Origin of the sequence: Anaerobacillus sp. 1_MG-2023, assembly GCF_030547345.1 — a bacterium.
Taxonomy (GTDB): domain Bacteria; phylum Bacillota; class Bacilli; order Bacillales; family Guptibacillaceae; genus Guptibacillus; species Guptibacillus hwajinpoensis_B.
Genome location: NZ_JAUORD010000003.1, coordinates 201,236 through 219,403, shown reverse-complemented (window position 1 = coordinate 219,403; position 18,168 = coordinate 201,236). Strand labels below are relative to the sequence as shown.

Below are 18,168 nucleotides of genomic sequence, written 5' to 3'. Positions count from 1 at the left end.
ATAACTCATATAAAAAAGCTGAAGCCCCATAAAGTGAACTTCAGCTTCTAATTAAAATAGGAACCCATTAAACAATTGAAGATTCAGCACTAATTCTTCAAGATGAATACTTCCCCATCAAATAACGTTTTGAAAAATATAATCCTCCAAAAAATAGCGCAAGAGCGATGTAAGCTGGAAGCAAGTGAATAAACGTCGTGTAGCCAATCATAATGTGTACATAAATTCCTGCTACAAACGCAGGCAACCCTCCTATAAGAAACATCCACCATAGCCATGTATTCCCCGATTGGAAGCCCCAGAGAGCAGACATTAGCACTAACAATCCAACGCTAATCATCGCTCCTCCGAATCCAGCACGGTCATGGGCGATAACTGAGATCAATCGATCATTGAAGGACTGAATGAGATCCGCTGGCATGCAGATGTATTGTAAGTCCGTTGGGACAAAAACCCCTGTCACACCAATTCCGGCAATAATCACTCCACCAAGAACAAATGAAAATCCAAGCATAACAAAACAAAATTGCCCAATAACGCCTTTACGCCATGCCTGGTCATTCCGACGGTTTCGTGATTTTGGCGTTCTCTTTATACCTTTCGTTTTCACGTATCCTCTAAAGTAAAAGGGTAATAACACAATCCAAAACAGCAAGTGTAACCAGTCGAAGTACCCATAGCCAATGAAAAGCAAGATGCCTAGAAAACCGATAATTGCGGCAATATCAATCGCCTGCTTTGCCCACAGCAAACCGTACTTAACTCCGTTATAAGACAGCGTCATATAAACAATGCCACCAGAAATCATCGTTCCAGCTAACGTCATTCGGTCATGTGCCATAAACCATAAGAGTCGTTCATTAAAGAGCAACAGCTCCTGACGAGTTAGCTGCATAAACCTTTCATCATATGGTAAAACGATCGAAGTGAGACTTAACATTAAAGCAATCATGCCACCGATCATGATAAATAATCCAAACAAAAAGTAGTCTTTCCATCCACGACTTTCTTCTTCAAATGCGCTATCGTTCATCGCTTCATAAATTCTCTTAGGCAACCCTGGCCCAGCTTCGACATATTCACCAGATAGGAACAACAAATCAGCACCGTTATTCACTAGCTGTAGAGCATCTTCTGGCTCTTTCACTCCACCCACGGTCACCAATCGTAATGAAGGAAATTCTTTTTGACAATAGGCTAACGCTTCCTTATGTATCGCAAGGTTTGCTAACGTATCTAAACCTTGCACTTCATCAATCACAACACCCGTTATGTATGGAGAAATAGAATCCAAGTCAGCTTTTTCAATTTGATTACCTGGTACTCGAACATAAATGCTTTTCCATTCTCGAGTGGACCTCAGCACATCCATATTCGTAAAATCGATTTCATTATAATGGATTTCATAAACACCATTATAAGGTTTTAAAGCTCTAGCGATCTCAATCAGCTCAACGCTTGTACCGCTTAACTGGAACATAGCGGGCTGAACCAACTTGGCTTGATCTAACCGTTGAAGCGTCTTTGCAAGGCCCGCTCTCTCTCCCTGTTCAGAAAAAGCAATACTTCCATTTTGTAGCCTCGTTGGTTTCGTGTATTCTTCAGATGGCTCTTTCGTAATCGGACCAATTTCAATACAGCCAAACCCCAAATGGCTAAATCCTTTTAAACCAGAAAGTCTAGGATCAATTTTGCCTGATAGACCCACACACCCTGGAAAAGTAATGTCTTCGATCTTAACCATCAGCTCACCCGCTACCTCTTCTCTTCCTAAAAAATGAATGAGATGCTGTCCACCTGGAAGTGAAGCGATACGATTCATGGACTGATGAATAAACTCTCTTGAAGCTTCGGGACTCCATTTTGATAGAAAAGGTTTAAACATGACATGGTAGGACCAGTCCGGCATATAATCACCCTTCTAGTTTACATAATTTAATTATAGTTTACTATGTTATGAAATAAGCTCTGTTCTGAGACGCAGGCGTTTCCATTAGTTTATATTTTTTTATAATAAATCAGTCATTAACAGAATGAAAAGTATAACCGCTGTAACAATGTATGTATTGGCTATTTTTTTAATTTGTTCTTCTTCTCTTATTTTTTCGATTCCAAACAGTAGAAACATGACAAACAAAAATGAGATAAAGACTTGACTAGAAATCGCGTTAGGCAAAATAAAAACATGATTGAAAGCCATTCCTATTGCTACGATTGCCAATAACAAATTAACTTTTCTTAACAGAGTCATAGAAATCACGCCTTCCTAATGAATCGTTCTTTAACTAAATAGCGGGACTGTTATTTCTTGTTTATTTTAAGGAACTAGGAATTTCTCATTCCTTTTCGATCACCGTTGTACAGAAATAGAAAAAAGACTGCGCGCATACACGCCACAATCAGATTTACTCAAGCTTCCACTTCTTCATACGGACATATTTTAACTATTTTTCTTCTAGCAACTCGATAATCTTATCGAGCTTCTCTTCAACATTTTTCGTTCGCTTATGATTAACTTTTGAATTAATCAGCAGCCGTCTTATAAATAATACGAAAGATCCTACAGTGATGCCCAACAATATGATTGTCATCAAATAGATCAACAAGGAAGGTCCATTATCCAAACTACCACTACTCCATTCTTTGATATTCTTAGATGAGATACAATGTGCTTCTACCTTATCTTCCAATTCTAATCTTTATCCTACTTACTTACCCAATATTTAAAGCTAGGCTCTCATCAACTTCTTCAAGAGGAAGAGCTTTCACGCTCATTTAGGTACTTTTGATAAGCTTCTTTTACTTTATCTCTTTCTGGGGTAATCTTAGAAACTCTGTGATGGATGTCATGGAGGAGATACAGTCCACGGAAAAGGCAACCAGCAACGATGCCAAACGCTACAATTCCACCTACTAGTGGCCCAGTCATCATCAAAATGAACCCTAAAATAGAGGCTAAAAAGATCGATAATAGTAAATACAAAAAAACCCTCCAATAACTTTTTTCTAATCACTTTCATAATCCCATTCATCTACTATTAAACAATACCATATTTTTACCAATAAACTGCGTCCTTCAAGCATTTTCTTATCAAAATCGCATAAAAAAAAGCGGTTCATCAATATGCCCAAACCATTTTGGACAATTTGATTGAACGGCTTTTTCAATATCTTACATTATCCTTTTTTCACTAAGTAATGAAGCTGTGCAAACTGACCATACTGGCGCACATCGGTTAACTCCAGGTCATGCTTGATCTCACTGTGTTGAAATAGTGGAATTCCTTTTCCAATTAACGCTGGTGCAAGCGAGATAATGAATTCATCAATCAAATTCTTCTCAAGAAATTCATGAACCAATACACTGCCACCGATCAGCCATACTGTCTCTCCACCCTGCTCATTTAATCTACTCAATAATGAAGAAGGGTCTTCCGATGTAAATGTAACATCGTCTGTGTTTTCTCGTGATTGAGTCGTATACACATAGGAAGCTTTTCCCTCATACGGGTTAACCCCGTTCTCTTGTTCCATTATCCAGTCATATGTACGTCGCCCCATGATGAGTGTGTCAACATCTTTCATGAACTCCCCATAACCCGCGTCACCTTCTGGATCAACTTTAAAAAGCCAGTCGAGTGAGTCATCTTCTGTTGCAACGTAGCCGTCAACGCTAGTTGCGATGTATACGGATACTTTCCGCTTTGGCATTGAATTCCCTCCTATAAACTCGTTGAAATGATTTGTTGGAAGATCACTATATCAAATAATGAAAAGGCGGCGAATCTCTCTTACTATCTCACATTTAACCTCTAATATGTTGCCTTACTTGAATCATTTCTATTACCCAATGATAGGCTGCTCCTTACCACTTACAAGATCATTAATCATAAGTCTGTGCTCACTGAAGAGGTTTTCCGGAAGATCAGCTAGTGAAAAGAATGCTGTCTCCAACGACTCGTCACTTCCTCGTAGCTTACCTTCAAAATCATGACAGCGGAAAAGAATTTGAACCGGTGACACCTGATCGCCATTACCAAACGTTTTTTCTTTATCGGGGCCAGAATAGATCCCGAACAGCGACATGCCTTTCAACACAAGTCCCGCCTCTTCAAATACTTCTCGTCTTGTCGTTTCCTGAACCGATTCATTCAAATCCATAAACCCACCTGGCAGTCCCCATGACTTGCTATCAGTGCGAAGCTGTAACAGCAATCGATTCTCATCATCAAAAACCATCGCCCCCGCTACGACCATAATGACTTTCTCATGACCTACCATAGAACGTAGGTGCTTTATGTAGTCCATAACTAACCTCCATAGTTGTTTATGATTATTCTACTGATCTTTTAACTAATATGGAAAATAGTTATTCAAGTTTAGAATAAAAATGAGAACTAGAATTCCAAAACATATGAAAGGGATCGTCCAATTTACTTTTATGTATTTCATGAAAAAGCGATCCAATAAGAAAAACGAAACAGCGATAGCCATGGTCCCAAGGCCAAAGAGTGCTCCAGCCCCGATATGAAAGAACGCTGATCCATACACCTCTCGTATTCTAGTTCGATCCGATAGAATCGAGGCTAAGACGTCACTTAACAAAGAAGCCCAAATGCCATAAATGTAGATAGCTAAAAATATTTCAAAGAACAGATGGTTCACACCATGGAAATATGACATTTCCGGATAAAATAGCATTGACGTAAGAAGGGACACTAACACAATATAAGCAACGCTTAACGCTAACTTTCTTTGAAAGATGTTTTGTAGTGCGTGATGTTTTGACATGATTGAATCTCACTTTCATTACACAAGATATCTTTTCTCAATATCTATGATATCCATACAGATGACGATTGTAAATAAATGAGAAGATTTCATACATCACTCAATGAACTGCGAAAAAAAGATGCTAATCATCTTATGAAATGATTAGCATCCCTCTTGAAGTAGCCACGCGATTATTTATAAATCACGCTGGCCTTATATGATGGTTATTTGAATGACTTAACGCCTAAATAATGGTCTTGCCAAAAATCGTAGCTAAGATCAGTGACTTCCACACCGCCGCTACCTGCGTGGATGATTTGGTTGTCGCCGATATAGATTCCGCTATGTGAAGCTCCTTCTACATCATAAGTGCCTTCAAAAAAGACAACATCCCCGATCGCTGGAGACTCTACTTCTGTCCCGTCATATTTCCACATATCACGTTCCGTTCTTGATAAGTCGACTCCAGCTTCGTTAAACACATACTGGATGAACCCACTGCTGTCAAACCCGTCTGGAGTTGTGCCGCCCCATACATATGGTGTTCCAATTAAGCTTTCCGCAATGGAAACCACTTCGGATTCGGAAACGGACTCAGTAGGAACGTCATCTGACGTTTCAGTCGCTTCGGATTCACTTGAGGATAGTGCACCCATAACCTCAGGTCCAGCTATCCCGTCTACAGTAAGTCCCTCGTCTTCTTGAAATTCTTCAACGGCATCTTCTGTAATCTGACCATAAATACCATCCAAGTTATATGAATAATAACCGAGAGATTCCAGTTCTGTTTGTAGTGCCGTAACAGCCTCGCCACGGTCCCCGATCAGAACATTGATTGATGAATTAGCTGAATCGCTTTGCTTCACGTCATTTGAATCGACCTTAGCAAATGCCCCTTCACTTAAGACCGAAGAAAAGATCATCGCGGCCACCAAAGTAGATGAAGCAATATATTTTCGTGCGGTTAATCTAGATTTGTTCATGTAAATTCCTCCTACCGATTCTAGCTGAAGTTTAGCAACTTGATAGATAAATAAAAATTAAAGATATGTAACTACTAGCAACCTATATGCCGTGTGATTGTCACACTTCTTCGAGCCGATTCACCTAGTCTAACAGAAAAGTTCGATCATAAGGTTTCACTCCGATTAAGCCTGAATGATAACTTTTACAAAAAGCATTTCTAGTGTTACTAGATGTGACATCATTCAATTAAATGTGAGAACCATCACATTCTTCCCTGCAATAATGAAATATAATAAAAGAGACAAATACCCCTATAGGTAATTAAAAAGGAGACGATCATATGAGTAAGAAAATTGTAATTGTTGGTGGCGTAGCTGGTGGCTCAACAGCGGCAGCTCGTTTGAGGAGATTAGATGAAACCGCAGAAATTGTTATGTTTGATAAAGGTGAGTATATTTCTTACGCCAACTGTGGGCTCCCTTACTATATAGGTGGAACGATTGAAGACCGCAAGAAACTACTCGTCCAAACACCAGAAGGTATGACAGCAAGGTATAACTTTGATATTCGTACATTGAGCGAAGTTACACGAATTGATCGTGCAAAAAAATCCATCTTTGTGCACGATTTAAAATCCGGTCAAACTTACGAGGAAACGTATGATCAACTAATTCTTTCACCAGGAGCACGTCCGATTGTGCCACCGATCCCTGGTCTTAATGAAGCAAAGGCACTCTTTACTCTTCGAAATATTCCTAATACCGATCGGATCAAATCATATGTTGATGAAGAGAAACCATCACAAGCTGTTGTTATAGGCGGTGGCTTTATCGGGGTTGAAATGGCTGAAAACTTGAGCGACCTTGGCATGAACGTCACACTAATTGAAATGGCAAATCAAATCATGCCGCCGCTCGATTATGAAATGGCCGCGATCGTTCACAAGCACCTTAGAGATAAAGGGATTAACTTGATTTTAAATGACGGAGTAAAGGCGTTTGAAGGGAATGGAACGAAAGTACTCACCCAAAACGGAAAAGAGATTGATACGGACCTGATCATTTTGTCAATCGGTGTCCGACCTGAAAATGAACTCGCTGTCCATGCCGGTTTATCTGTAGGTACGCGAGGCGGAATTCAAGTAGACGAATACCTCCAAACGAGTGATCCTTCCATTTATGCGATTGGTGATGCCATTGAAGTAAAATGTTATATTAATAAGCAACCAAACATGATTCCTTTAGCATGGCCAGCAAACAGACAGGGACGCCTCGTTGCTGATAACATTTACGGCAAAAATACACCTTATAAAGGGACACTCGGGACTTCCATTGCCAAAGTATTTGACTATACCGTTGCAACGACTGGTAATAATGAGAAAACCTTAAAAAGCCTTGGGATTGCTTATGAAGTTGTACACGTTCACCCAGGTTCACACGCCGGATATTATCCAAACGCCTCCCCTATTGCCTTGAAGCTTATTTTTGATAAAGAAACCGGAAAGATCTTCGGTGCTCAAGCAGTCGGTAAGGATGGCGTAGATAAGCGAATCGATGTCATCGCCACCGCGATTAAAGGAGGCCTAACCGTTCTCGATCTCCCTGACTTAGAACTCGCCTACGCCCCTCCTTACTCTTCAGCGAAAGATCCGGTAAATATGGCGGGATATGTAGCAAGTAACATCTTCGAAGGCATGATTGAAACCGTTCAGTGGCATGAGATTGATGCAATCGTGGCAAATGGGTGTACGCTTATTGATGTGCGAAATCCATCAGAATTCAAGAATGGGTTTATTAAAGGAGCTATTAATCTTCCAGTGGATGAATTACGGAGTAAGATTCATGAACTGCCGCAGGTTGAAAAGATTTATGTTCATTGTCAGGTTGGACTACGAGGGTATATTGCGACACGTATTCTAATGGAGAATGGGTTTGAGGTGGTTAATCTTGATGGGGGGTATCGGACTTATGAGCTAGTTAGAGGAGAGATTGCATCAAGAATAGTAATTTAGTTCATTTCTTGAGATTAAAACAAGCAAACTTCTATTGCATCTGTCATCAATAGTACTGTTCTTATGATACAGACTACTCATACACTCTTCTAATATAAATATGATCATTATAAAAAGCGGCATTTCCTATTCAATTTTGATGGGGTATGCAGCTTTAAATATATTTCAATTACAATTCATTTCTTATATTCTAGTATGAATTACGAAAACCTTCGCAGTTATTCTGAAAAAATCAAAAATAAAACCCCTCAACACAACCGTGTCGAGGGGTCATTCTTATATCTTAGTAAGTCGTCATATACTGTTCGCGTTCCCAAGGGTGTACTTGCGTACGGAACATATCCCATTCGATCTCTTTTGCTTCGATGAAGTGCTCGGCTGCGTGCTCGCCTAGTGCTTTCATCATCACTTCGTCTTTCTTAAGAAGTTCAAGCGCATCGTGTAGTGTTGCTGGAAGGTCTGTGATGCCTTCTTCAACGCGTTCTTGCTTATCCATCACGTAGATGTTGCGCTCTGTTGGAGCTGGTGGCGTCATTTTGTTCTTGATGCCGTCAAGTCCAGCTGCAAGTAGTGCTGCCATTGCAAGGTACGGGTTCGCAGATGGATCTACGCTACGTACTTCGATACGTGTGCTGATTCCGCGGGAAGCAGGAACACGGATAAGCGGGCTACGGTTACGAAGAGACCATGCTACGTAGCAAGGAGCTTCGTATCCAGGAACAAGACGCTTGTAAGAGTTGATCGTCGGGTTCGTGATTGCTGTGAACGCTTCAGCGTGCTTCATAGTTCCAGCGATGAATTGACGTGCTGTTTCGCTTAAGCCAAGCTCATCTTTCGGCTCGTAGAATGCATTTACTCCGTCTTTGAAGAGGGACATGTTGGCATGCATACCCGATCCGTTAACACCGAATAGTGGCTTCGGCATGAACGTTGCGTGTAGGCCGTGCTGACGAGCGATCGTTTTAACCGCTAGCTTGAACGTCTGGATGTTGTCACACGTTGTTAGTGCATCAGCATATTTAAAGTCGATTTCGTGCTGTCCAGGAGCTACTTCATGGTGAGATGCTTCAATTTCAAAGCCCATGTCTTCAAGCTCAAGAACGATATCACGACGGCAGTTTTCACCAAGGTCTGTTGGCGCTAGGTCGAAGTATCCGCCTTTGTCGTTTAGTTCAAGCGTTGGTTCACCGTTTTCGTCCATTTTGAATAGGAAGAATTCTGGCTCTGGTCCAATGTTGAAGTCTGAGAAACCAAGCTCTTCCATTTCTTTTAGAACGCGTTTTAGAACTGAACGAGGATCCCCTTCGAATGGCGTACCATCCGGGCTGTAGATGTCACAAATAAGACGAGCTACCCTTCCTTTTTCAGATGACCATGGGAAGACTACCCATGAATCTAGATCCGGGTAAAGATACATATCAGACTCTTCAATACGTACAAAGCCTTCGATTGAAGAACCGTCAAACATCATTTTATTATCAAGAGCTTTCTCAAGCTGATCAACCGGAATTTCAACGTTCTTAATAATTCCTAGTAGGTCAGTAAACTGCAAGCGAATGAACTTAACGTTCTCGTCCTGCGCCATTTTCTTAATATCGTCTGCTGTAAATTTGTTCGACATGTAAAATGAATCCTCCTTAAGAAATAAAAAGATTTTAGTGAATCCGCTAGAATACCTGTACGAGTTTATGTGTGCTTTCCTTATGCTCGACTCGTCAAATGAGTACATTTCGAAGCAATTCAAAAATTCAGAATCGCATTAACATTCGAAATTGCCACTCCCTTCTTCACTTACACTCATCATACACGAACATTCACGTTATCGTGTTAAAGTGCGTGAGGTAATCTCACATGCTTTTTAGAACAAAAAAAGGCAGGGAATAAATCCCTACCTAAATAACCTATGAGACAGTAATCAAACCTTTATTCAATAAATCATCTACGGCACGAAGCACGCTAATTTTCACATGTTCAAAGGTGAGCCCACCTTGAACGTACGCAACGTACGGAGCTCTGAGTGGTCCGTCAGCTGACAATTCAAGACTAGCCCCTTGAATAAACGTACCCGCTGCCATAATCACGTCATCCTCATACCCTGGCATATAAGCGGGTTCCGGACGAACGTGCGCATTCACCGGAGAAGCCGCCTGAATCGCCTGACAAAATGCGATCATTCGCTCTCTATCATCAAACTGAACCGATTGAATGAGGTCCGTTCGCTTGCTGTTCCAGTGTGGCGTTGTATTAAATCCAGCTTCTTCAAGTAGGGCTGAGCTATACACAGCGCCTTTTACCGCTTGCCCAACCGTGTGCGGAGCAAGGAATATCCCCTGGTACATTTCTTGTAGAGAATAAAGCGAAGCGCCAACTTCTCGTCCGATCCCAGGGGACGTTAAGCGATAGCCGCAAAGCTCTATCAAGTCTTCTCTCCCTACAAGGTAACCACCAGTTTTGACGATACCTGCGCCAGGGTTTTTAATTAATGATCCTGCAATGAGATCTGCCCCAATGTGACAAGGCTCCTGCTCTTCCACGAACTCGCCGTAGCAGTTATCAACGAAAACGATAACGTCTTCCTTGATTGATTTTACGAAAGCAATCATCTCTTCGATTTCAGAGATCGTAAACGATGGTCGGTTCGCATAGCCTTTCGAGCGCTGAATGCCAATCATTTTTGTTTGGGCTGTGATCGCGTTTCGAACAGCATCATAATCCACTGCTTCATCCAATAATGGAATCGCTTGATAGCCAATGTGAAAGTCTTTCAATGAACCATTACCTTCTCCACGTGTGCCAACGATTTCTTCTAACGTATCGTACGGTGCACCTGTTATATAGAGAAGATCATCGTTTGGACGCAGTACGCCAAATAAGGCAGTTGAAATCGCATGCGTACCAGAGACGATTTGCGGGCGAACGAGCCCCGCTTCTCCTCCGAAAACATCGGCATAAAGCTTTTCAAGCGTATCTCTGCCATCATCGTCATAGCCGTAGCCTGTAGATGGAGTAAAATGAAAGTCGCTAATGCGATTTTTGTGAAAGGCCTCGAGAACGCGGTACTGGTTCGCTTCAACGCGCTCATCGATTTCTTTTAATGCTGGCTGGATTTTCTCTTCCGCTTTCTGCGATAGCGATTTTAGTTCTTCTTGATGTGTAAAATTCATAAACATAGTCTTCTACTCCTAATCGTTGTTCCACTCGTTAATGATACGTTCGTATAAATGCGCTGGGGCATATCCCTTACATCTGTAATGATCCTTCTCTTCATCCCACTCTCGTTCGATTAAAACGGTGTTTCGCTGCAAGTAAGCTAGTTTGTCACCTTGATCGGCGTTAATCGAAATCGAGAAGTATTCCATTTGCTTTAAGACTTCGCTCTGCAAACGGTCGTTCAATCGCTTCAAATCAGCTTGCTTTAGAGCTGAGATGAGAATTTGCTCATTGACGCTGCTTTGAACAGACGGATCGGCGCGATCAATTTTATTAAATACGGTGAGCACTGGAATGTGAGATGCTTTCAAATCCTTTAATAGCTTTAACACGATTTCTTCATGACGCTCCCTGTCAGGATGCGAGGCATCAATGACGTGAAGAATCAAATCCGCTTCTGTTGCTTCTTCAAGCGTTGATTTAAACGAAGCGACAAGCGTTGTCGGAAGATCCTGTATAAATCCTACCGTGTCTGTTAGAAGGACGTTGTAGCCATTCGGAAGCTTCAGCTGCCTCGTCATCGGATCAAGCGTTGCGAAAAGCTTGTCCTCTTCATATGAATCGGCATTTGTTAGGCGATTGAAAATGGTCGATTTCCCTGCGTTCGTATATCCAACTAGCGCCACTTGTAACGTTTCATTGCGCTTTCGTCGCGCACGGTATTGATCACGGTGCTTAACCGTATTGTCAAGCTGACGCTTCAGATCCGTGATGCGGTTACGGATGTAACGACGATCTGTCTCAAGCTTCGTTTCACCTGGACCTCTTGTCCCGATACCGCCTCCAAGCCTTGATAAGGACGTTCCCTGTCCTGCAAGGCGCGGCAGCATATATTGAAGCTGAGCGAGCTCAACCTGAAGCATACCTTCTCGTGATCTCGCTCGCTGTGCGAAAATATCTAAGATGAGCTGTGTTCGATCAATCACACGTGCGTCTAACGCTTCTGATAAATTCCGAAGCTGACTTGGTGAGAGCTCACTATTGAAAATAACGATTGTTGCTTCTTTTTCTTCAATTAAGGAAGCTAGCTCCTCGACTTTCCCTTTCCCTATAAAGGTCGCCGAATGTATGCGCTCCCGCTTTTGTGAGAGCGTGCCTTCCACGACACCGCCTGCGGTTTTAGTTAGTGCCGCCAGTTCATCCATCGTATATGCAAACTGTTCATCTGTTTGGTTTTGAAGCTGAATCCCGATTAGAATCGCTGGTTCAGCTGCTTCAATTCTTTCTTTATTCAAATGTACGTTCCCTGCCTTTATCAATCAGTCTGTTCTCATCATACCAGATGCGCATTTAATCTTCTATAGGGATGTCTTCTGGTAAAAGAAGCTCAAGTGCCGATCGATCAATGACGTCTGCTTGTAGCAAACGAACCGCCTGTTTTCGAATCGCTTTTTCAATGATATTTCGAACAAACCGACCGTTGCTAAACGCATTTGTTTCCCGCTCACGCTTTTTGATAAAGCTCTGCTTTAATTTCCACTCTGTCTCTCTTGAGAACCGATACTGTCTTTCTGCCGCCATCTTCTTTGCGATCTCAAGAAGTTGTTCATTTGAATAATCTGGAAAATCAATCACAAGTGGAAAACGAGACGGAAGCCCTGGGTTTAGCGAAAGGAAGTGCTCCATTTCATCTGAATAGCCAGCAAGAATGAGGATAAAATCTTTATGATGATCTTCCATTGCCTTCACAAGCGTATCAATGGCTTCTTTTCCAAAGTCCTTTTCGCCCCCACGGGCAAGCGAATACGCTTCATCAATAAAAAGAATGCCGCCTTTTGCTTTCTTGACAAGCTCTCTCGTTTTTTGAGCGGTATGGCCAATATATTCTCCGACAAGATCCGCTCGCTCGACTTCGATCAGGTGCCCCTTTGAAAGAACGTTCATCTCAAGGAAAAGCGTTCCTAACAGGCGGGCAACCGTTGTTTTCCCAGTCCCCGGGTTTCCTTTGAACATCATGTGAAGGGCCTGCGTATTTTGTTTTAACCCGTTTTCCTCTCTACACTTGTTTACATAGAGCCACGCATAGACTTCTTTTAACAAATACTTCATTTCCTTTAACCCGATTAACTGTTCCATCTCCTGTTGAATCCGTTCAAGCGGCATATGCTTTTTCGTTGCTTCACTAAGCGCGGCATCCGCCGTATCCTGAAGAACTTCCGTTTGACGGAGGACGATATTAATTTGACCTTTACGCTGCGTTACGGATTGCTGCACGATGCTCACCTCGCTTTAATCTCACACGATAGTATACGCACTGAGCCCAAATCCGTGACAAACGCCCAAAAGAAAAACACTCTTTTCGAGTGTTTAACTAATCCCGATCCGTTCAACAAAGGATTCAGGAATATTAATTTTCGGTTCGCCCTTCTTCGCGTCATAGGATCTATAGTGTGTAAGGACTTCACCGTTCTCCACGACATCGATTTCAAGCACGTGGCGATCTGAGCGTTCGAGCATCTTCATGAATATATCGCCTTCACTTAGCGTATATAAAACAAAACGACTTCGTAAATAAGTGATTTCCTTCTTCTGCACTTCCGGAAGATCAGTAAAGACTTCATAAAAGCGCTGCATGGAAGCAACGTGTTTTCCTTTTCCTGCCGCTTTCGTCACACTAACAATCTGCTCTGCTTTATCCATGATTTTCTCGACAATTTTATTCATCTGTTGCCTCCATTATCATTTGATTTCTGGGAGGTTTCGTACTTCACTCATCATTTCAGCGCCACATAACGGACATGCTGGTGTATCAGAGAACGAGTAATCAGCTCGCATCCAGCCAGCACAATCTCCACCCGAACAAGACCAGACGTCTGTATCTACTTCTGGAATAGGCTCTTGCTGCTGTTTTGAAAAAAAGGCCATGTCTAACCGCTCCTTTTCGATTTGGTTATCAATAGTATTTCCAATAATCCCAAAAACATGTAACCCTTTGTAAAACAGAATGTTCAAAGATTTTGTTATAATGGAACAAAATGAGAGGTGATTATCGAATGGAGCTTTTCAACCAGCCACTTCCAGACTTCTTGGAAGAGTATCTTCAGTCACTCGAACGGAAGGGACGCAAGGCGTCTACGCTAAAGCGCTATCGCTATGACCTTGTCGATTTCACCATCTGGTATCGCACCATCCATCGCAAGGTAGATTTCGAAAACTTTCGCAATCTGACGACGGAACAGCTACAGGAATACATTCGCTACCTGCATCTGGAACGCCACTATTCCGAACGAACGTTAAAAAGAATCATGACTGTATTGAATCAAGTATATCGCTATTATATGTCATTAAATCGAACTAAGACCAATCCTATGAAAGAAGTCGTCCTGCCAACAAATGGTGACGCAGGCTATATCGAGACCGACTTTCTTCAGGAGGAAGAATCACAAAAGCTCCTTGATACGATTGTATCTCTCACTGATTTAACGGACAATCAGCTTAGAGCACGTGAATTTCTGATCGACCGAAACTTAATCATCGCACGCCTCTTTCTAAACTATGGCCTCACGCTTCAAGAGCTATGCGCGCTATCGATGAAAGACATCTCTTTTGAGCAAAATGAACTCGGTGTCACTTCCGCTTCAGGAAAAAGAACGGTCCACCTTACTCCGGAGCATAAGAAAATTTTATTCGATTACTATCACACGATTCCAGCGCCTGTGAGACCGAGGCTTCATAGCGATGATCCGCTCTTCGTCTCATTTGACTTTCAGCGACAAACGTACCGCTGGAGTTATGAAGTCGACCGTCCTAAACGGTTAACGGAAATCGCCGTTCAGAAAATGATTCGCCTTGAAGTACAGAGAGCCGGACTTCGAAAAGGCGTATCCGCACAGCATATGCGACGAACGTGCGTCATTAAAGCTATTGAAAATGATCTTTCAGTTGATCAGCTTCGCATGCAGTTTGGGTTAAAGGCAGATCTAACACTGAAGCGGTACTTCGATTATATCGAGAAAAAGCAAATCTCATCTTAACGAAAGGCTCTGTTAGCTCAATTAACAGAGCCTTTAAATATGAAAAAGTCCCCCATCCTGCATCAATCAGAACGAGGGCCTTTGTGTTTACTTGTCAGATTCAAAATTTATTTCAACTGATCGCTGTGGAGCGAAAGTAGAAATCGCATGTTTGTAAATCAATTGTTGCTTGCCATCGGACTCAAGGATAATCGTAAAATTATCAAATCCTTTGATCGTCCCTTTCAGCTGGAATCCGTTAAGCAGGTACACCGTTACAAAAACGTTGTCTTTTCTTAATTGGTTTAGAAATTGATCCTGGATGTTAATTTGCTGCTTCATTGTCAGTCCTCCTCTTTTTCTCTAAAGGCATTCCCTAACTACATTTCTAGCTATCTGCTAACTTTCCTGCAACAACTTTCAAGATTTCTTGAATTTTTTCTTCGCGGTGTTCTGTCATATCGTACCAGTCCATCGCCATTTGGTGACGAAACCACGTTAGTTGACGCTTCGCATACCTTCTTGAATTCTGTTTTAACTCCATGATCGCATCTTCTAACGAAACGCGATCTTCCAAATAACGATAGATTTCTTTGTAACCAATCGCCTGCACAGATTGACAGTTCCGTACACCTTCATCATAGAGACTTTGCGCTTCTTCAAGCAGCCCTGCTTCTACCATCAGATCGACACGTTGATTAATGCGTTCATATAGGACATCCCGATCCATCGTAAGACCCACATTCACAAGATTGTAAGGAGACTGTTCTGGTAACGCATCTTTAGAAGCAGAGACTGGTTCACCCGTCACGTGATAGACTTCTAATGCTCGAACCACTCTTCTCACATTGTTTGGATGAATCGTTTCATAGCTAACAGGATCAACGTCTTTTAAGCGCTCATGAAATGCGATAGGTCCTTCTTTATCAGCCATCTGTTCAAGCTGCTCGCGATACTCAGAGTCTTCTTTAGCTTCGGAAAAAGCATACTGATGAGTAACGGATTTCACGTAAAGGCCTGTACCACCAGCGATAATCGGCACCTTCCCCCGACGATTAATATCCGTCACAAGCTCCGTTGCAAGCTTCTGAAATTCCGCTGCCGAAAAGCTTTCTGTAGGCTGCTTGATATCAATGAGATAATGAGGGATGCCCTCCATTTCATCTTCTGTTACTTTCGCCGTTCCGATATCCATACCGCGGTAAATTTGCATCGAGTCGCCGCTAATGATTTCACCGTCGAGCACTTTCGCAAGCTCAATGCTCGTCTTTGTTTTCCCTACGGCTGTCGGACCGAGAACGGTCACTAGTTTTTCTTTATTCATGATTCTCACGCACTTTCCTGCATACTTTTCTCATTGTGCTCGTTACATTACTCTCTTAAACATCTTCTCCATCTCATACGTGGAGTAATGAATGATAATCGGACGACCGTGTGGACACGTGTACGGATCAATGGACTGCCTAAGCGTTTCAAGAAGCGTGAACACTTCATCATCACGTAAATGACGGTTCGCTTTAATGGATTTCTTACACGACATCATAATCGCCGCTTCCTCACGCAGCTTCTTCACGTCGATCCGACGATTATCAACGACCTCCTGAATCAATTCTTCAATCGTATTTTGTTCAGCTCCTTTGGGGAACCAAACGGGATGAGCGCTGACCATATAGCTATTCGGTCCAAATGATTCTAAGAAAACGCCAACCTTCGCAAGGTCATCAATTCGACTATCAATAATCGCCGACTCGGATGTGTTGTATTCTAGTGTAATCGGAACGAGAAGCTCCTGTACAACCGGATCAATCTCGCCGACTTTCTCACGATAAAATTCATACTTTATTCGCTCCTGTGCCGCATGCTGATCAATAATATACAGCCCATTCTCATTCTGAGCAAGGATATATGTTCCGTGCATTTGACCAATCGGATAAAGCGGAGGAATACGTGAATCACTGTTCGTTTCCTTCACGTAGTCCATCGCCATCTCTAGCTCGTCCCGCTTTTCTGGTTCTCTAGAATGTGTTGAAGCGTCACTTGGTCTCGGCTCATAATGCTCTGCTTGGATCTCTTCCTTCACGCTAAAAGGTTGAGGAAATGATTCGGTCTGTTCATCCGAATGCTCCACTTTTCTTTCAGGAGTCCATTCACGTCTAATCGGCACTTCCTCAGGCTCTTTATTACGAACCTCATGTTGAAAATGAAATGCTGGCTGCTCAGTCTCGGGCTCCTTTTGCTTCGGTGGAGTTTGCTCCGGGATGAGTTCAATCTTCTTGAAGATGCCTTTAATCGCATTTTCAATCGCGAGTGCGAGATCCTGTTCCTTACTAATGCGCGCTTCCAATTTAGATGGATGGACGTTCACATCAATAAGCGTAGGATTCATTTTAATATGAAGAACGACAATCGGATAACGACCGATCGGAAGAAGCGTATGGTATCCCTGCTGAATCCCTTTTGTAATCGTAAAGTTCTTGATGTAGCGCCCGTTGATGACAAGCGAGATATACTGCCTTGACGCACGTGTTAACTCTGGCTTCGCTGCATAGCCACTGACAGAAAAATCAATTGTTTCTGCCTGTAGTGGAAGCATTTTGCGTGCTGTATTATACCCATATATCGCTGCGATTACTTGAAGCAGATCACCATTTCCTGTCGTGGACAGAAGCTTCTTCCCGTTATGAAAGAAGCGAAACGCAATATCCGGATGAGCCATTGCCTGACGGTTAATCACGTCAGCCACATTCGCAAGCTCCGTATGAACGGTTTTCATGTGTTTTAAGCGAGCTGGTGTATTGTAGAATAAGCCCGTGATGGTCATTTCCGTTCCTTTTCGACTATCCGTTGCTTTAAATTCCGCTACTTTACCCGCTTCAATTTTGACATACGTTCCAGCCGCTTCTCCTGTTGAGGTTTTTAACTCTAAGTGAGACACCGCTGCAATACTCGGAAGAGCTTCCCCGCGGAAGCCGAGCGTTTCAATCTGAAACAAGTCCCGTTCATTTTTGATTTTACTCGTCGCATGACGGAAGAAAGCGAGCTTGCAATCTTCCTCATCCATTCCACTTCCGTTATCAACGATGCGAATTTTGGAAAGACCGCCCTCTTCAATTTCAATTGTGATTTCACTGCTTTCTGCATCAATTGCATTCTCCACTAGTTCCTTCACAACAGAGGCCGGTCTTTCCACCACTTCACCGGCAGCTATTTTGTTTGAAAGCTGATCATCAAGCTGTACGATCTTTCCCATCTTCC

18 protein-coding genes are annotated in these 18,168 nt (G+C 42.4%); 2 read left to right on the top strand and 16 right to left on the bottom strand.

From position 1 onward, the window contains the following. Positions 1-97 precede the first annotated feature (97 nt). From Q4550_RS07415 to Q4550_RS07385, 7 genes are all read right to left on the bottom strand, one after another. Positions 98-1,909 (bottom strand): dihydroorotate dehydrogenase, encoded by a 1,812-nt coding sequence (locus tag Q4550_RS07415; RefSeq protein WP_303531362.1) that lies wholly within the window; start codon positions 1,907-1,909, stop codon positions 98-100. A 535-nt stretch (positions 1,910-2,444) separates the two neighbouring features. Further along, positions 2,445-2,690, bottom strand: a complete 246-nt coding sequence (locus Q4550_RS07410; protein WP_303531360.1) for a DUF4083 domain-containing protein — start codon at positions 2,688-2,690, stop codon at positions 2,445-2,447. 59 nt (positions 2,691-2,749) lie between these two features. Beyond that, positions 2,750-2,983, bottom strand: a complete 234-nt coding sequence (locus Q4550_RS07405) for a hypothetical protein (protein WP_303531359.1) — start codon at positions 2,981-2,983, stop codon at positions 2,750-2,752. 194 nt (positions 2,984-3,177) lie between these two features. Next, positions 3,178-3,711: a dihydrofolate reductase family protein gene (locus Q4550_RS07400; RefSeq protein WP_194221482.1), complete on the bottom strand. Its 534-nt coding sequence runs from the start codon at positions 3,709-3,711 to the stop codon at positions 3,178-3,180. Positions 3,712-3,843: 132 nt separating this feature from the next. Beyond that, complete coding sequence (locus tag Q4550_RS07395) at positions 3,844-4,308, bottom strand: NUDIX hydrolase (protein ID WP_303531358.1); 465 nt, start codon at positions 4,306-4,308, stop codon at positions 3,844-3,846. A gap of 45 nt (positions 4,309-4,353) precedes the next feature. After that, complete coding sequence (locus tag Q4550_RS07390; protein ID WP_303531357.1) at positions 4,354-4,791, bottom strand: hypothetical protein; 438 nt, start codon at positions 4,789-4,791, stop codon at positions 4,354-4,356. Between the two features lie 206 nt (positions 4,792-4,997). Next, entirely contained in the window at positions 4,998-5,756 is a 759-nt protein-coding gene (locus tag Q4550_RS07385; RefSeq protein ID WP_303531356.1) for a C40 family peptidase, read from the bottom strand. A 323-nt stretch (positions 5,757-6,079) separates the two neighbouring features. Here Q4550_RS07385 and Q4550_RS07380 point away from each other — a divergent pair, with 323 nt between their 5' ends. Next, entirely contained in the window at positions 6,080-7,750 is a 1,671-nt protein-coding gene (locus tag Q4550_RS07380) for a CoA-disulfide reductase (protein ID WP_303531355.1), read from the top strand. Between the two features lie 283 nt (positions 7,751-8,033). Here the strand turns inward: Q4550_RS07380 and glnA are convergent, their stop codons facing one another. The 6 genes from glnA to Q4550_RS07350 form a co-directional block, all read right to left on the bottom strand. Continuing rightward, entirely contained in the window at positions 8,034-9,371 is a 1,338-nt protein-coding gene (gene glnA / locus Q4550_RS07375; RefSeq protein WP_194221477.1) for a type I glutamate--ammonia ligase, read from the bottom strand. A 280-nt stretch (positions 9,372-9,651) separates the two neighbouring features. Continuing rightward, positions 9,652-10,920, bottom strand: coding sequence for a methionine gamma-lyase family protein (locus tag Q4550_RS07370; RefSeq protein WP_303531351.1), 1,269 nt, complete (start codon positions 10,918-10,920; stop codon positions 9,652-9,654). A gap of 12 nt (positions 10,921-10,932) precedes the next feature. After that, a complete protein-coding gene (gene hflX, locus Q4550_RS07365) occupies positions 10,933-12,195 on the bottom strand; it encodes a GTPase HflX (RefSeq protein WP_242057377.1) in 1,263 nt (420 codons plus the stop codon). 55 nt (positions 12,196-12,250) lie between these two features. Continuing rightward, positions 12,251-13,177, bottom strand: a complete 927-nt coding sequence (gene spoVK / locus Q4550_RS07360) for a stage V sporulation protein K (protein ID WP_483298559.1) — start codon at positions 13,175-13,177, stop codon at positions 12,251-12,253. A gap of 90 nt (positions 13,178-13,267) precedes the next feature. Beyond that, the gene (locus Q4550_RS07355; RefSeq protein ID WP_226612892.1) at positions 13,268-13,624 is read right to left on the bottom strand and encodes a hypothetical protein; all 357 of its coding nucleotides are present in this window, start codon (positions 13,622-13,624) and stop codon (positions 13,268-13,270) included. 15 nt (positions 13,625-13,639) lie between these two features. Beyond that, positions 13,640-13,825, bottom strand: coding sequence for a cold-shock protein (locus tag Q4550_RS07350; RefSeq protein ID WP_048309742.1), 186 nt, complete (start codon positions 13,823-13,825; stop codon positions 13,640-13,642). Between the two features lie 128 nt (positions 13,826-13,953). Between Q4550_RS07350 and Q4550_RS07345 the strand changes: the two genes are divergently transcribed. Then, on the top strand, positions 13,954-14,934 hold the full coding sequence (locus tag Q4550_RS07345) for a tyrosine-type recombinase/integrase (protein WP_303531345.1): 981 nt from the start codon (positions 13,954-13,956) through the stop codon (positions 14,932-14,934). A gap of 87 nt (positions 14,935-15,021) precedes the next feature. Here the strand turns inward: Q4550_RS07345 and hfq are convergent, their stop codons facing one another. The 3 genes from hfq to mutL are packed head-to-tail and all read right to left on the bottom strand — an operon-like array spanning position 15,022 to position 18,163. Then, entirely contained in the window at positions 15,022-15,255 is a 234-nt protein-coding gene (gene hfq, locus Q4550_RS07340) for an RNA chaperone Hfq (RefSeq protein ID WP_048309744.1), read from the bottom strand. 46 nt (positions 15,256-15,301) lie between these two features. After that, positions 15,302-16,237 (bottom strand): tRNA (adenosine(37)-N6)-dimethylallyltransferase MiaA, encoded by a 936-nt coding sequence (gene miaA / locus Q4550_RS07335; protein WP_303531756.1) that lies wholly within the window; start codon positions 16,235-16,237, stop codon positions 15,302-15,304. A gap of 42 nt (positions 16,238-16,279) precedes the next feature. Beyond that, positions 16,280-18,163 (bottom strand): DNA mismatch repair endonuclease MutL, encoded by a 1,884-nt coding sequence (gene mutL, locus Q4550_RS07330; protein WP_303531343.1) that lies wholly within the window; start codon positions 18,161-18,163, stop codon positions 16,280-16,282. Between the last annotated feature and the right edge of the window lie 5 nt (positions 18,164-18,168).